The 14,437-nt window shown below is 63.7% G+C and carries 13 protein-coding genes, 2 tRNA genes and 1 other RNA gene; 8 read left to right on the forward strand and 8 right to left on the reverse strand.

From position 1 onward, the window contains the following. Positions 1-132 precede the first annotated feature (132 nt). From ACZ2HM_RS04665 to ACZ2HM_RS04675, 3 genes are all read left to right on the forward strand, one after another. A complete protein-coding gene (locus tag ACZ2HM_RS04665; RefSeq protein WP_470426361.1) occupies positions 133-468 on the forward strand; it encodes a TIGR02300 family protein in 336 nt (111 codons plus the stop codon). Positions 469-556: 88 nt separating this feature from the next. Further along, a tRNA-Ala gene (locus ACZ2HM_RS04670) sits at positions 557-632 on the forward strand. A gap of 90 nt (positions 633-722) precedes the next feature. Then, positions 723-798, forward strand: a tRNA-Ala gene (locus ACZ2HM_RS04675). A gap of 310 nt (positions 799-1,108) precedes the next feature. Here the strand turns inward: ACZ2HM_RS04675 and gltA are convergent. Next, positions 1,109-2,395, reverse strand: a complete 1,287-nt coding sequence (gene gltA, locus ACZ2HM_RS04680; protein ID WP_470426362.1) for a citrate synthase — start codon at positions 2,393-2,395, stop codon at positions 1,109-1,111. A 25-nt stretch (positions 2,396-2,420) separates the two neighbouring features. Then, positions 2,421-3,869 carry a glutamate--tRNA ligase gene (gltX, locus tag ACZ2HM_RS04685; protein WP_237748761.1) on the reverse strand — a complete coding sequence of 483 codons (1,449 nt, stop codon included), beginning with the start codon at positions 3,867-3,869 and terminating at the stop codon, positions 2,421-2,423. 66 nt (positions 3,870-3,935) lie between these two features. Between gltX and ACZ2HM_RS04690 the strand changes: the two genes are divergently transcribed. Further along, positions 3,936-6,083, forward strand: a complete 2,148-nt coding sequence (locus tag ACZ2HM_RS04690) for a ComEC/Rec2 family competence protein (protein ID WP_470426363.1) — start codon at positions 3,936-3,938, stop codon at positions 6,081-6,083. Here ACZ2HM_RS04690 and lexA read toward each other — a convergent pair. From lexA to ACZ2HM_RS04720, 6 genes are all read right to left on the reverse strand, one after another. Continuing rightward, positions 6,074-6,745, reverse strand: a complete 672-nt coding sequence (gene lexA / locus ACZ2HM_RS04695; RefSeq protein WP_037477569.1) for a transcriptional repressor LexA — start codon at positions 6,743-6,745, stop codon at positions 6,074-6,076. The genes ACZ2HM_RS04690 and lexA overlap by 10 nt on opposite strands. A gap of 72 nt (positions 6,746-6,817) precedes the next feature. After that, positions 6,818-7,999 (reverse strand): molybdopterin molybdotransferase MoeA, encoded by a 1,182-nt coding sequence (locus ACZ2HM_RS04700; protein ID WP_470426364.1) that lies wholly within the window; start codon positions 7,997-7,999, stop codon positions 6,818-6,820. Beyond that, positions 7,996-8,466: a cyclic pyranopterin monophosphate synthase MoaC gene (gene moaC / locus ACZ2HM_RS04705; protein WP_470426365.1), complete on the reverse strand. Its 471-nt coding sequence runs from the start codon at positions 8,464-8,466 to the stop codon at positions 7,996-7,998. The genes ACZ2HM_RS04700 and moaC overlap by 4 nt, the downstream gene beginning before the upstream one ends. Next, a complete protein-coding gene (gene trpC, locus ACZ2HM_RS04710) occupies positions 8,463-9,254 on the reverse strand; it encodes an indole-3-glycerol phosphate synthase TrpC (protein ID WP_313924179.1) in 792 nt (263 codons plus the stop codon). Before trpC ends, moaC begins: the two co-directional genes overlap by 4 nt. After that, entirely contained in the window at positions 9,251-10,243 is a 993-nt protein-coding gene (gene trpD / locus ACZ2HM_RS04715; protein ID WP_470426366.1) for an anthranilate phosphoribosyltransferase, read from the reverse strand. Before trpD ends, trpC begins: the two co-directional genes overlap by 4 nt. A 159-nt stretch (positions 10,244-10,402) precedes the next feature. After that, entirely contained in the window at positions 10,403-10,993 is a 591-nt protein-coding gene (locus tag ACZ2HM_RS04720; protein WP_349633842.1) for an anthranilate synthase component II, read from the reverse strand. A gap of 246 nt (positions 10,994-11,239) precedes the next feature. On the opposite strand from ACZ2HM_RS04720, the gene ACZ2HM_RS04725 reads away from it, so the two are divergent. The 4 genes from ACZ2HM_RS04725 (at position 11,240) to ACZ2HM_RS04740 (ending at position 14,413) form a co-directional block, all read left to right on the forward strand. Next, positions 11,240-11,473 (forward strand): hypothetical protein, encoded by a 234-nt coding sequence (locus tag ACZ2HM_RS04725; protein ID WP_037477557.1) that lies wholly within the window; start codon positions 11,240-11,242, stop codon positions 11,471-11,473. Between the two features lie 31 nt (positions 11,474-11,504). Then, positions 11,505-11,859: a transfer-messenger RNA gene (ssrA, locus tag ACZ2HM_RS04730) on the forward strand. A gap of 294 nt (positions 11,860-12,153) precedes the next feature. Then, entirely contained in the window at positions 12,154-12,537 is a 384-nt protein-coding gene (locus ACZ2HM_RS04735) for a tetratricopeptide repeat protein (RefSeq protein WP_470426367.1), read from the forward strand. 280 nt (positions 12,538-12,817) lie between these two features. Beyond that, positions 12,818-14,413 (forward strand): hypothetical protein, encoded by a 1,596-nt coding sequence (locus ACZ2HM_RS04740; RefSeq protein WP_313924182.1) that lies wholly within the window; start codon positions 12,818-12,820, stop codon positions 14,411-14,413. Positions 14,414-14,437: the final 24 nt, after the last annotated feature.

Here is a 14,437-nt window from a genome sequence, read left to right on the forward strand (position 1 = left end):
GTCTGGCGGGAAAAAATGCGCCCGGCTTTTGACAGCGCGCTTGGGCTATGGCAAGGCGCGCGACGTTTCGTGGGCAACAGCCGTTGCGCCGCGTAAAGTCTATTTGAGCATCTAAAAAGGAACAGGCCGGACATGGTGAAGGCTGAATGGGGCACGAAACGGACCTGCCCGAAATGCGCAACCCGCTTCTATGATCTGGGCAAGGACGATCCGGTCGTCTGCATCAACTGCAACGCGGCCTGGGAACCGGAGCCGGTTCTCAAGTCCAAGCAGCCGCTTCCTTATGAAGAAGCGCCCAAGAAGGTCATCGAGACCGCCGACGGCAAGCTGGAAACGGCCGACGATGATCTGGATCTGGATATGGACGTCGATGATGACGGCGATTCGCCGGATAATGACGTCGATCTGGGCGGTGACGACGACCTGGGTGTCGAAGCCGCGGGCGACGACGATAGCGATGACAATTAACTGATTTTTGTTCTTGCCAACGAGGTTGCTGCGACTTAATGGCAGCGACCTCGCAAGCGCCAACCCAAGGGCGTTTGATGATGGTGACGGGGCCTTAGCTCAGCTGGGAGAGCGCCTGCATGGCATGCAGGAGGTCAGCGGTTCGATCCCGCTAGGCTCCACCATCCTTATATTCGACCGGCGGCCTGGTTCTTCATGGAGCCAGTCGGACAGGGTTCGATCCATGCGGCGGGCCATTAGTGCCACGCCCAAATGGGGCCTTAGCTCAGCTGGGAGAGCGCCTGCATGGCATGCAGGAGGTCAGCGGTTCGATCCCGCTAGGCTCCACCATTTTTCGACATTGATGATGTTCTGGCGGGTGCAGCATAGCTGCATCTTGCTCATGCTGCGCGCACGCTTTCTAGAGCGAGATGACTTTACTCAGAACCGTTCGTCCTGAGTAGCCATTGAGCGAAGTCGAAATGGCGTATCGAAGGATATAAGCGCAGCCGACCCTTCGATACGGGTCTTCGACAAGCTCAGCCCCTACTCAGGGCGAACGGAGTGATGTGACTTAAAGTCATCATACCCTATATTGCCCGCACGACGAAAAACGGCGCCCCTTTCGGAGCGCCGTTTCGTGTTTCAGCCTCAGCCCGGATCAGCGCTTGTCGACGGGCACATAGTCGCGCTGCGTCGGGCCGGTGTAGAGTTGGCGCGGACGGCCGATCTTCTGCGCTGGGTCGGAGATCATTTCGTTCCACTGCGCCACCCAGCCGACGGTGCGGGCGAGGGCGAAGAGGACGGTGAACATCTCGGTCGGGAAGCCGATCGCCGACAAAATCACGCCCGAATAGAAGTCCACATTGGGGTAAAGCTTCTTTTCGATGAAATAGGGATCGTTGAGCGCGATCTGCTCCAGTTCCTTGGCGACGTCGAAGACGGGATCGTTGACGCCCAGCTTCTCCAGCACGTCCTTGGCGGTCTTCTGCATGACCGTCGCGCGCGGATCGTAATTCTTGTAGACGCGATGGCCAAAGCCCATCAGGCGGAACGGATCGTCCTTGTTCTTGGCGCGGGCGATATATTCCGGGATCTTGTCGACGGTGCCGATTTCGCGGAGCATGTTGAGCGCGGCTTCGTTCGCGCCGCCATGCGCCGGACCCCACAGGCAGGCGATGCCCGCCGCGATGCAGGCGAAGGGGTTGGCGCCCGAAGACCCTGCCAGACGCACGGTCGAGGTCGAGGCGTTCTGTTCATGGTCGGCATGGAGGATGAAAATCTTGTCCATGGCGTCCACGATCACCGGATCGGGGATATATTCTTCCGCCGGGACCGAGAAGGTCATGCGCAGGAAATTGGCGGTGTAGGACAGGTCGTTGCGCGGATAGACGAAGGGCTGGCCCACCGAATATTTATACGCCATCGCCGCGATCGTCGGCATCTTGGCGATCAGACGGTGGCTGGCGATCTTGCGCTGCAGCGGATCGTTGATGTCGGTCGAGTCATGATAGAAGGCCGACAGGGCACCGACCACGCCGCACATGATCGCCATGGGATGCGCGTCGCGACGGAAGCCGCGATAGAAGGTGGTGAGCTGTTCATGCACCATGGTATGGCGCGTGATGGTGGTGATGAAGTCGTCCAGCTCGGTCTTGGACGGCAATTCGCCGTTCAGCAGCAGGTAACAGACTTCCATGAAGCTGGATTCTTCGGCCAGCTGGCCGATCGGATAGCCGCGATGCAGCAAAACGCCTTCGTCGCCATCGATATAGGTCAGGCCGGATTCGCAGCTCGCCGTCGAGGTGAAGCCCGGATCATAGGTGAACATGCCGGTGTTGGCGTACAGCTTGCGAACGTCGATGACCTGGGGACCGACCGAACCGTCCATGACGGCATAGTCTTTCGTCGCTCCTCCGACGGTCAAAGTGGCATTATTATCCAACATATTGTTCTCCTTGAGTGCCATCAACTTAACCGTGCGTGCCCACAGCGGTCAGCCGTTCCAAGCTTTCCTCTTTCCCCAACAGGAAGAGGACATCGAAAATCCCCGGCGAGACGGTGCGCCCGGTGAGCGCGGCCCGCAAAGGCTGCGCAACCTTGCCCAGTGCCAGACCGGCATCCTCTGCCACGCGGCGTATCGCGTCTTCGATCGCTTCGACCGTCCAGACAGGCGTGGTCGAGAGAGCGTCGGCGGTCTTTGCCAGCAGCGCGCGTGCCGATTCGTCTAGCAGAGCCGACGCCTTTTCGTCAAAATCGAGCGGGCAATTTTTGAACAGAAATTCAGCGCCCTCCGCAATTTCGTTAAGCGTTTTGGCGCGGGGTTTGAGCGAAGCCATCGCCTCGCCCAAAAGTGCTAGACCAGTGTCCGGCAATGGCTTGCCCAGCCGGGCTTCTACGCGGGGCGCCACTAGTGCAGCCAGGCGGGCATCATCGGCTTCGCGCAGATAATGGCCGTTAAGATTCTCCAGCTTCTTGATGTCGAAGCGCGACGGCGAGCGGCCGACGCCCGCAATATCGAACAGTTCGATGGCGCGGGCGGTGGGGATGAATTCCTCGTCGCCATGGCCCCAGCCCAGGCGCAGCAGATAGTTCAGCACCGCTTCGGGCAGCATCCCCATCTCGTCGCGATAGGCGTCGACGCCGAGCGCGCCATGGCGCTTCGACAATTTCGCTCCGTCCGATCCGTGGATCAGCGGGATATGCGCGTAGATCGGCTCTTCCCATTCCATCGCGCGGAGGATGCACAGTTGGCGGAAGGCGTTGTTGAGATGATCGTCGCCGCGAATGACATGGGTGACGCCCATGTCATGATCGTCCACAACCACGGCCAGCATGTAAGTGGGCGTGCCGTCCGACCGCAGCAGGATCATGTCGTCCAGCTCGGCATTCTGCACAACGACGCGCCCCTGGACCGCATCCTCGATCACTGTCTCGCCTTCGCGTGGTGCCTTGAGGCGGATGACGAAGGGGGCACCTTCGGGCGCCTCTTCGGGTGCGCGATCGCGCCAGCGGCCATCATAGCGCATCGGCTTCTTGGCGGCGCGCTGTTCTTCACGGAGCGCGGCCAGTTCTTCCGGCGTGGCATAGCATTTATAGGCATGGCCGCCCGCCAGCATGGCGTTGGCGACTTCGGCATGGCGCGGTGTCCGCTCGAACTGGAACACGGGCGGTTCATCGCCGCCAAGGCCAAGCCAGTCCAGCCCGTCGAAGATCGCGGCGACCGCTTCCTCGGTCGAACGGGCGCGGTCGGTATCCTCGATCCGCAGCAGGAACTTGCCGCCATGATGACGGGCGAACAGCCAGTTGAACAAGGCGGTGCGGGCACCGCCGATATGGAGGAAGCCTGTTGGCGAGGGGGCGAAACGGGTCACCACCGGCTTGTTCATTCCCGTTGCGTTCACCGCCATATTGCCTGACATTCGCCCTTCTGATCCATGGATGCGATGCCCCCTAGCATGGCTTTCGAGCCACGACAAACCTCCCTTATGGTCGAGGTCGCCACACGCCTGCGCGCCGGGTTTACAGGGGTGGAGCGCTGGCTGGAGAAAGAGCGGGAGCAGGTGCCGCTTTGGGCGCCGATCGCCTTGGGAGTGGGCATCGCGACCTGGTTCGCGTTGCCGCACCGGATGGCGTGGCTGGCCTTTTGCTGCGGTGCGTTAGCGCTGGGCTGTGTGGGGGTTTTGCTGCCCGAAGGCGCGCGGTTGCGGCGGATGATGGTGGCGGGCGGGGTGCTGGCCTGCATGGGGTGTGTTCTCATCTGGGGGAAGGCACTGATGCTGGGGGAGCCGCCGCTGGCGCGGGCGACGTTCGTGCAGGTCACGGGCGATGTCCTGTCGGTGCGTGCGGTTCCGGCGCAGCAGATGGTGCGGGCGATGCTGCGGCCGGTCGGCGCGCCGACCCTGCCGCAAGTCATCCGGGTCAATATCGCGGAGAGCGACGTGCCCGATGGGTTGGGCGAGGGTGCGCGGATTCGCTTTCGGGTGCGGTTGATGCCGCCAGCGCCGCCCAGCGTGCCGGGGGGCTGTGATTTTGCCGCACGGGCCTATTTCCAGGGCATAGGCGCGACCGGCAAGGCGCTGAAGCCGATCGAGATGGTGCGGCCTGCCACAGGTGCGCCGCGGCTGCGGGCGCGGTTGTTTACGCATATTGCCGGACAAGTAGACGATCCGGCGAAGGGCATCGCAATCGCACTGGCGACCGGCGATCAGGGGGCCATTGCCGAGGTGGATGCCGAAGCGATGCGCAATAGCGGGTTGGCGCATTTGTTGTCGATCAGTGGGTTGCATGTGACGGCGCTGATCGGGGCTGTCATCTTTCTGTTGATGCGGGTGATGGCGCTCAGCCGCCGGGCGGCGCTCAACTGGCCTTTGATGCTGATCGCGGCCACGGGGGGCGCGCTGGCGGGGGTCGGCTATACGTTGCTGACGGGGGCGGAGGTGCCGACTGTGCGGTCCTGCATCGCGGCGCTGCTGGTGCTGGGCGGTCTAGCGATGGGGCGGGATGCGATCACGCTGCGGCTGGTGGCGACGGGTGCGCTGATCGTGCTTATCATCTGGCCCGAAGCGCTGGTCGGGCCGAGCTTTCAGATGAGTTTTGCCGCCGTCACGGCGCTGGTGGCCTTGGCCGAACATAAGCGATTCCGAGCCTTTGCCGCCGCGCGGGACGAGGCGCGTTGGCGCAAGATCGGCCGGATGCTGTTGGTGACATTGGCCACGGGCTTCGTCATCGAACTGGTGCTGATGCCGATCGCGCTGTTCCATTTTCACAAGGCGGGCATGTTGGGGGCTTTTGCCAATATCGTCGCGATTCCGCTGACCACCTTTGTCGTGATGCCGCTGGAGGCGCTGGCCTTGCTGTTCGATCTGGTCGGCCTCGGCGCGCCTTTCTGGTGGTTGACGCAGAAGGCGCTGACGGTGCTGTTGATGATCGCCCATGGGGTGTCGGCCAGTCCTTGGGCGACGATGTTGACGCCGTCGGTGCCGCCGTTCGTTTTTGCAGGGATGATGGCGGGGCTGCTCTGGTGTTTGCTGTGGCGCAGCCGGTGGCGTTGGCTGGGATTGGGGCCAGTGGCGGCGGGCGTCATAGCCATATTGCTGCTGTCGCCGCCCGACATTTTAGTGACCGGCGATGGCCGTCATGTCGCGGTGCGCACGCCCGATGGGCGCATGGCGATATTGCGCGCGGGGGCGGGCGACTATGTGCGCGATGTGTTGTCGGAGAGCGCGGGCTATGACGGGACGTTGGAACCGATTGCGCGACTGCCGCAGGCGCGCTGTTCGGATGATCTATGCGCGGTCGGTTTGATGGCGGCCGGGCGGCGTTGGCAGTTACTCATAACCCGCAGCTTTATGCTGGTGGACCGCGTGACCTTCGCCCGCGATTGCGCGGCGGCGGACATCGTGATTGCCGATCGTGGCCTGCCGCGCTGGTGCCGCCCGCGCTGGCTCAAGATCGACCGCCGCCTGTTGGCGCGAACCGGCGGCATGGCCATCGATCTGGACCATGCCACCATTCGCACGGTGCGTCAGGCTGGGGACGCCCACCCCTGGATGGTGCCGCCCCCTAAGCGATCGCGCCGCTATTATCCGTCGAAACCGCGCCCGTTGTATGCGCGGCCCCGATCTCAATTATAGCGGCGCAGCAGCCCGGCGAGCTTGCCCTGAATCTGGACTTGGCGCGGGTCGTAGATTTGCGGTTCATAGGCGCTGTTGGCCGGGTCGAGACGGACCCTTTGCCCTTCGCGGCGGAAATATTTGAGCGTGGCTTCATTCTCGTCGATCAGGGCAACGACGATCTGACCTTCGCGCGCGACTTCGGTCCGTTGGATCAGCGCGAAGTCACCGTCGAGAATGCCAGCCTCCATCATCGAATCGCCGGATACTTCCAGCGCATAATGGTCGCCTGCGCCAAGGAGCGCGGCAGGAACGGACAACATCGTTTGCCCTTCCATCGCTTCGATCGGGACGCCTGCCGCGATCCGGCCGTGCATCGGGATTTCGATCACGTCGTTGGCGGCAATGAGTTGTGGTGCCGACACCTGCGGTTTGGGCGCGATGACCGGGGCCGGGATGCGGTGCATGGCATCGGGCAGCTTCAAGACTTCGAGCGCGCGCGCGCGATTGGGCAGGCGGCGGATGAAGCCGCGTTCTTCGAGCGCATTGATCAGGCGGTGAATGCCCGACTTGGAGCGCAGATCCAGCGCATCCTTCATCTCCTCGAAAGAGGGCGACACGCCGCCTTCTTCCAACCGGGTTTGAATGAAGCTCAGCAATTCCTGCTGTTTGGGCGTCAACATGGCTGCGGTCCTCCGTGGAACGTATAAGGAACGCATAGGAAACAGATGAAGGTTAGTCAAGCGTCGGGTGGATCAGGGCAGGGGCAGAATTTGCACCGTGTCGCCGGTGGCGGCGGGGGGGGAAGCGGCGGGGCGGCGGATCAGGCAGTCGGCCAGGGCCATGGCGGCGGTGGCGGCGCTGTCTTGCGATGTGACCGAGACGATGCCGCCGTCGCTGCGGAAGGCGCGCAGATAATCGTCGCGGTCGCCGGTGGCGGGGAGGGGGGATGCGAGGCGGGCTTCGTGAAGGGGGGGGAGCGGAGCGCTTGCGCCTGCCATATGGCGAACCAGCGGGAGCAGGAACAGCGTGCCGGTGACGAAGGCGGAGACGGGATTGCCGGGCAGGCCCAGGAACAGCGCATCGCCGATCCGTCCGGCCATCAGCGGCTTGCCGGGGCGCATTGCGATCTTCCAGAAATCGAGCGTGCCGCCGGCTTGTGCGAGGGCGGGGCGGACCATGTCATGATCGCCGACCGATGCGCCGCCGGTCGAGACGATGATGTCGGCCTGGCGGGCGCGATCGAGCGCGTTCACCATGGCGTTGAGATCGTCGGCTACGATGCCGAGGTCGATGACCTCGCAGGGCAAGGCGGCCAGCATTGCGACGAGCATGGGGGCGTTGGAAGAGGGGAGAGCGCCCGGCGGGGTTGGTGCGCCGGGCGGCACCAGTTCGTCGCCGGTCGAAAGCAGCGCGATCTTGGGCCGCTGTCTGACGGGCAAGTGACCGTGGCCGCCCAGTACGGCCAGCGCGATCTGGGTCGGGCCGAGCCGTGAGCCTGCTTTGAGCAGGGGGGTGCCTTTTGCGAAGTCCGACGCGGCGGGGCGGACATGGCGACCGGGGGGAAGCGGGGCGGCGGTGGCGGTGAGGCTGTCGCCGTGGCGGGTCGCATTTTCCTGGATCAGGATGGCGTCGGCCCCTTCGGGCAAGGGCGCGCCGGTGAAGATGCGGCAGGCTTCGCCCGGAGCAAGGGGCGGTGGCGGTGTGCCGCCTGCGCTGCTGATCATGGTGACGCGCCAGGGGCCGGGAGCCTCCGCGGCGCGCACGGCATAGCCATCCATGGCGCTAAGGTCGGCCCAAGGCTGGGCGCGCTGCGCGAGGATATCGTGGGCGAGCCAGCGACCGGCGCAGGCCGTCACTGACACGTTTTCGGCGGGCAGCCGCTCGGCCAGTGCGAACAAGCGGGCTTGCGCCTCCGCAACCGGCAGCAGGCTCATGGCCTGTGCCAGTCGCCCGACTTGCCGCCGGTCTTGCTGAGCAGGCGGACGCCGTCGATGACCATTGCTTTGTCGATCGCCTTGGCCATGTCGTAGATGGTGAGCAGAGCGACGGAGGCGGCGGTCAGCGCTTCCATCTCGACGCCGGTCTGGCCTGCGGTGCGGGCGGTGGCGGTGACGCGGACGCCAGTATCGTCCAGGTCGAAATCGATCGTCACGGCGCTGAGCGCGATCGGGTGGCAGAGCGGGATGAGATCGGCGGTGCGCTTGGCCGCCATGATGCCCGCGACCCGCGCGACGGCGAGGACGTCGCCCTTCTTGACCAGGCCCGCGAGGATGGCGGCGGCGGCCTCCTCGCTCATCTCGATCCGTCCGTCCGCCACGGCTTCGCGCGCGGTCACGGCTTTCGCCGACACGTCGACCATGCGGGCTGCGCCGTCTGGGTCGAGATGGGTGAGGTCGCTCATGCGCCGGTCAGCAGGTGGCGAGTGGCGGCTTCGACATCGGCCTGTCGCATCAATGTTTCCCCGACGAGGAAGCAGCGGACGCCATGGTCGGCCATGGCGGTGAGGTCGGCATGGCCGGTCAGGCCGCTTTCGGCGACGAAGGTGCAGCCTTCGGGAGCTTTGCCCACCAGTTCGTAGGTGCGGGCGAAGTCGACGGTGAAGTCGCGCAGGTCGCGATTATTGACGCCGATCAGGCGTGAGCGAAGTTTCAGCGCGCGGTCGAGTTCGGCTTCGTCATGCACCTCTATGAGCGCGTCCATGCCGAGGCCAAGCGCGGTATCCTCGATATCCTTCATTTGCGCATCGTCCAGGGCAGCGACGATGATGAGGATGGCGTCGGCACCGAGCGCGCGGCTTTCGAGGATCTGCCAGGGATCGACGATGAAATCCTTGCGCAGCACCGGCAGCGCGCAGGCAGACCGGGCGGCCATCAGATAATCGTCATGACCCTGAAAATAGGGTTCGTCGGTCAGGACCGAAAGGCAGGCCGCGCCGCCCGCGGCATAGGCCTGGGCATGGGCGGGGGGATCGAAATCTGCGCGGATTAGCCCCTTGGAGGGGCTGGCCTTCTTGACCTCGGCGATCAGGCCGAAGCCGGAGCGGGCGGCATCGTCCAGCGCCTTGCGGAAGCCGCGTGGGGGCGTCTGTTCGCTGGCGCGGGCGTGGAGCGCGGCTATGCTGGTTGCGGCTTTGCGCCGGGCGACATCTTCGCGCTTGAAATCGCAAATCTCGATCAGCTTGTTGGTCATGTATAGGCAATCCAGCAATTGAGCAGGGCGTTGGCAAGGCCGCGGTCGATCGTCTCGGCGGCTTCCTCGACGCCTTCGCGCAGGTCGGCAACGGCATCCGCGACGACAAAGGCGGCGGCGGCGTTGAGCAGCACGGCGTCGCGATAGGGGCCAGTCTCGCCCTGGAGCAGCGCGCGCAGGGCGGCGGCATTATGCGCCGCGTCACCGCCTCTGATGGCTTCGACCGGATGGGTGGACAGGCCGAGTTCCGCGGCAGTGATGCGGTGCATCGCGATCAGGCGGTGGCCAGTAACTTCGGCCATGTCATTGCCGCCCGCCAGCGAGAGTTCGTCCAGCCCTTCGTCGCCCGATACGATCATGGCCCGGTCGACGCCCAGTTCGGCCAGCGCCTCCGCATAGATGGGGACATAGGCCGGGCGGGCGATGCCGACCAACTGGCGGCGGACGCCGGCCGGATTGGCCAGCGGTCCCATCAGGTTGAAGATGGTACGCTCACCGATCGCCTTGCGGATGGGGCCGAGGCGCTTGAGCGCTGGGTGGTAGTTTTGGGCGAAGAGGAAGCCGATGCCCAGATCCGCGAGCGTCGCTTCGGCGGTGGTGGCGGCATGGTCGAGATTCAGGCCCAGCGCTTCGAGCGTGTCGGCCGCTCCGGCCTTGGAGGACGCCGCGCGATTGCCATGTTTGGCGACCGGTACGCCAGCGGCGGCGACCACCAGCGAGACGGCGGTCGAGACGTTGAGCGTGTGATGGCCATCGCCGCCGGTGCCGCAGACGTCGATGGCTCCGGCGGGGGCAGTGACCGGGATCATGCGGGCGCGCATGGCGCGGGCGGCGGCGGCGATCTCGATCGCGCTTTCGCCGCGTCGGGCCATGGTGACGAGGAAGGTCGCGATCTCCGCTTCCGGCAGGTCCGCATCGAACAGCAGGTCGAAGGCGATGGCGGCAGCCTGCGCGTCGAGCGGCGAGGAGGGGTCGGGCAGGCGGGTCATGACGCTTCGCCTTAGTCGGGACAGGGCCGGTAAGTCGAGAGGCCGTTTGGGCTTAACTTCGCACTTTTCCCGCACAATTTGAAATATGATTTCCTATTGCCGACAGATTTGGAAAGTGACCGGCGCAGCATAGCAAAGCCCATCCCGATAGGACAGGCGTCAGGCGGCTTCGCGCGTCTTCACCTTCATGCCGGCGATCCGCATGAAATTGGCCAGCATGTCGTGGCCATGTTCGGTCGCGATGCTTTCGGGGTGGAATTGGACCGAGTGGATCGGCAGGGTCGCGTGGCGGAAGCCCATGACCGAGCCATCCTCGCTGGTCGCGTTGACCACCAGTTCGGCGGGAATATTCTCGACGATCAACGAGTGGTAGCGGGTGGCGGTGAAGGGCGAGGGGATGCCCGCGAACAAGCCGGTGCCGTCATGGGTGACGGGTGAGGTCTTGCCGTGCATGAGGCCGCCGCGCACGACCTTGCCGCCGAAATGCTGGCCGATCGCCTGATGGCCAAGGCATACGCCGAGCAGGGGGGCGCCCGCGTCGGCGCAGGCGGCGACGAGGTCGAGGCTGACGCCCGCTTCGTTCGGCGTACAGGGGCCGGGCGAGAGCAGGAAGGCCTTGGCGCCGCTGGAGAGGGCCTGGCCCGCCGAAATGGCGTCGTTGCGGACGACTTCGACCCGCGCGCCCAGTTCCATCAGATAATGGACCAGGTTCCAGGTGAAGCTGTCATAATTGTCGATGACGAGGATCATGGGGACAAGGCTATAGGGCGGTCGGCGGGCGAGGGGAAGCGGGCGCGTGTGAAGAAATATCGCAGCCGAAACATCGGGACAAAAGGGCGTTGCGCCTGCTATGGGCAGCCATCGACGCGAACCCTGCCTGCAAGCATTCGCGTGACCGAGAGACGATCGCGCTCCCGCTTGCCAGCAAGGAGCGACCCTCTTGGGCGATCTCAACCATTATATAGGCTGTCGCACTGGTTCGAAGGACCAGGGCATATGAGCCGCGCGATCAATATCAAGGCGGAACTGGCCGACGTCAAAGCCATGTGCGAACGCCACACTCTCGCGATTTCGACCATCGAGGCGCTGCCGGCCGGGGGCACGCGGGTCGTGATGCTGAACCCTGACGGGGCCGAGCGCTTACGGACGCTGATGAAGGGCAAGCTGATCGATACGCCTGTGGTGCGGTCGTCCCTGTTCCTGGCGCGGCAGCCACGGTCGGCGGGTTGATAGAGTCTGTCGGCGTGCAACGCTGACGGAACATCTTGAAAAGCCGTGCGGGCGCGCGCATATAGAGCGTGCCGGGTTCGCCCGGCTATGGTGATAAATTGTGTCGTATAATAGACGCAGCGGACCCGGGGGCAGTACCCGGCGGTTCCACCACATATCCCGATGGGCGTCATGCCCGGCGGGATGTCTGACGGGGCCGAACTAGGATCGACGTGTGTTCAAAGGCGATGTTTTTACCCGGCCCGTGTAAGCCGTTAAACTGTGCAAAACTCACAAGTGCCAACGATAACGAAGCACTCGCCATTGCAGCGTAACTGAGGGCCTCACGGCCTGACGTTACCCTAAAATAGCGCGGTTGAACCCACCGGGCAACAGAAGGGAATTCAGCGGCCTCCGGGAGGGCCGGGCAACAGAACCTCCCGGACCTTATTCCCTGACATCGTTGTTCTTGGCCTCGCGTGCGATCTTCGCCGGAGCCTTACCCGCGACTCACGTCGCGAATCGATGGACATGAACCTGTCCTTTCGATTACGATTTTATGACAGTGGGATGAAATATTCATAAGCTGCTGTTTTTACGTGAAACAAATTTGTTTCATCGAAAATGCGCACTCTTGCGTCCATGTCATCTAAATGAAATACTCCTGGCTATAGTAAGAAGTTTTTTTCAGGAGAATTGGGATGAAGACGGTAGCGGTAATGATGGGTTTTGCGCTGGCTTGTGTCGCGCCGGGCATGGCTCAGGCCGCACCGGACGAGGTCGTCGTCGTGGGCGTGCCCGATGGCCGCCTGGCCGCAGGATCGCTGATGCGCGGCGATTTCGATAAGGCTGCGCGCCGGCTGAACGCGGTTCGCCCCGATGCGGCGAGCGATCCGGCTCGACTGATCAACCTTGGTCACGCTTATCTCGGCATGGGTCGCGTCGCCGACGCGCATGATGCCTATAAGAGCGCCCGCTTTGCGCCCGAATCCGTGCTGGTTCTGGCCAATGGCGAAGAAGCGTCTTCGCGCGACATTGCGCGCCGCGCGATTAGCCGCATCCAGACCAGCTACGCCATGCGCTGATTATTCAACCTTTGCATGCAAGTTCGTATTATAGGGTAAGGGTGTCGCTCATGAGGGCGGCACCCTTACCCTTGTCCTTATGGCAATTGTCATCATAGTGACATGTGAGTCATATAATCGTCATATAAATGACGCTCCAGTGTCATGAAATACCAACAAGCCTGTCACGTCCCGCGCCTAATTGCCCTCCTTGAGGGTGACAGGGGGCGTTATCCGATTCGATTTTCCCCTGCGCTCCGCATCCTGAACATATCCCGGCAGCAGCCGGAGCGGAGACGACATGGCCAAGATTAACCGTATCCAAACGATCCTGATGGCGAGCTGCGCTTGCGTCGGTCTGAGCGCTTGCGGCGCAGACGACATCTCCTCGCCCGGCGAAGGCACCATCGTCATTCCCGCGCCGACGCCAACGCCGACGCCGACCCCCACGCCAACGCCGACCCCCACGCCGACCGGCGTGACCCCGGCGGCGGAATGCCCCAACATCTCCGGTTCGGCTGACCTGACCGCGCGCGGCACCATTTCGGACAAGAATGGCAACACCTGGCTGAACTGTGGTTTCCCGACCCGCTTCACCGAAAGCACCACTTTGCCGAAGGTTGCCGGTGTTCTTTACTCGCTCCCCGGCCGTGTCGACGTCGGCACCGACCAGGGTGCCGCCAGCACCAACACCGAAGTCACGCTGAACATCGAGCCCGGCGTTGTCGTGTTTGCGACCACGGGTGCGGCCTATCTGGCCGTCAACCGCGGCAACAAGATCAATGCTGTTGGCACGCCATCGCAGCCGATCATCTTCACCAGCGAATCGAACGTCCTGGGCAACGCCGACGATCAGACGTCGCAGCAGTGGGGCGGCGTCGTGCTGCTTGGCCGTGCGCGGATCACCGATTGCATCGCGCCTGCAGCAGCGGCCGGCACGGTCGCGTGCGAACGTGACACGGAAGGCAGCAGCGGCGCTCTGTATGGCGGCGCCAACGATGCCGACAATTCGGGTCGCATGTCCTATGTGCAGATCCGCTATTCGGGCTTCGCGCTCGCCGGTGGCAGCGAATTGCAGGGTCTGACCCCTTCGGGCGTCGGCAGCGGCACGCAGCTTGACCACATCCAGGTTCACAACAGCTCGGACGATGGCATCGAAGCCTTTGGCGGCAACGTCCACTTCAAGCATCTGGTGTTGACCGGCAACGAAGACGATAACTTCGACTCCGACGTCGGCTATCGCGGCACCGTGCAATATGTCATCAGCGCCCAGCGCGCTGGCAACGACATTGGCGACGGCTTCCTCGAAACCGACTCCAACGGTGGTTCGGCCGCCAACAATGGCGAAGATGCGCTGCCGCGTCAGTATCTGAAGATGGCGAACTTCACCTACATCCACCGTTCGACCACGGGCAGCAACGGTTCGGCCATGCTGCTGCGCGGCGGTGCGGACCTGACGCTGGCCAACGGCATCATCGTTGCGCCGACCAACAGCTGCCTGCGTATCGACAGCACGACCACGACCCGCGACGCCGACACGGCGCTGCAGGACGCGGGCAAGCCGCGCTACATCTCGGTTGTGATGCAGTGCAACAGCACGCCGTTCAAGGGCAGCCGTGGCGTCGATGCCGCCGCCGTCCAGTCGATCTTCGAAGCCGGTGCGAACAGCACGATCAGCTACACGCCGTCGCTGACCAGCCTGTTCATCAACGGTGCGACCGAAACGGCGCGCACCGCGATCGATCCCAAGACGCTCGACGCAGCGTTCGACACCACCAACTATATCGGTGCGGTCAAGGACAGCAGCGACACCTGGTATGCCGGTTGGACCTGCAACTCGGTGACCGCCAGCTTCGGCAGCACCAGCGGTAACTGCACCGCCATTCCGACGACCTGATCGGACCCACGACCTCAACAGGGG

It is taken from the genome of Sphingobium sp. KKT206 (assembly GCF_055640555.1).

What these genes read in the sequence shown, in the direction of transcription:
- ACZ2HM_RS04665 (WP_470426361.1), top strand. Translation starts at nt 133, where the DNA reads ATGGTGAAGGCTGAATGGGGCACGAAACGGACCTGCCCGAAATGCGCA.
- gltA (WP_470426362.1), bottom strand. Translation starts at nt 2,395, where the DNA reads ATGTTGGATAATAATGCCACTTTGACCGTCGGAGGAGCGACGAAAGAC.
- gltX (WP_237748761.1), bottom strand. Translation starts at nt 3,869, where the DNA reads ATGTCAGGCAATATGGCGGTGAACGCAACGGGAATGAACAAGCCGGTG.
- ACZ2HM_RS04690 (WP_470426363.1), top strand. Translation starts at nt 3,936, where the DNA reads ATGGTCGAGGTCGCCACACGCCTGCGCGCCGGGTTTACAGGGGTGGAG.
- lexA (WP_037477569.1), bottom strand. Translation starts at nt 6,745, where the DNA reads ATGTTGACGCCCAAACAGCAGGAATTGCTGAGCTTCATTCAAACCCGG.
- ACZ2HM_RS04700 (WP_470426364.1), bottom strand. Translation starts at nt 7,999, where the DNA reads ATGAGCCTGCTGCCGGTTGCGGAGGCGCAAGCCCGCTTGTTCGCACTG.
- moaC (WP_470426365.1), bottom strand. Translation starts at nt 8,466, where the DNA reads ATGAGCGACCTCACCCATCTCGACCCAGACGGCGCAGCCCGCATGGTC.
- trpC (WP_313924179.1), bottom strand. Translation starts at nt 9,254, where the DNA reads ATGACCAACAAGCTGATCGAGATTTGCGATTTCAAGCGCGAAGATGTC.
- trpD (WP_470426366.1), bottom strand. Translation starts at nt 10,243, where the DNA reads ATGACCCGCCTGCCCGACCCCTCCTCGCCGCTCGACGCGCAGGCTGCC.
- ACZ2HM_RS04720 (WP_349633842.1), bottom strand. Translation starts at nt 10,993, where the DNA reads ATGATCCTCGTCATCGACAATTATGACAGCTTCACCTGGAACCTGGTC.
- ACZ2HM_RS04725 (WP_037477557.1), top strand. Translation starts at nt 11,240, where the DNA reads ATGAGCCGCGCGATCAATATCAAGGCGGAACTGGCCGACGTCAAAGCC.
- ACZ2HM_RS04735 (WP_470426367.1), top strand. Translation starts at nt 12,154, where the DNA reads ATGAAGACGGTAGCGGTAATGATGGGTTTTGCGCTGGCTTGTGTCGCG.
- ACZ2HM_RS04740 (WP_313924182.1), top strand. Translation starts at nt 12,818, where the DNA reads ATGGCCAAGATTAACCGTATCCAAACGATCCTGATGGCGAGCTGCGCT.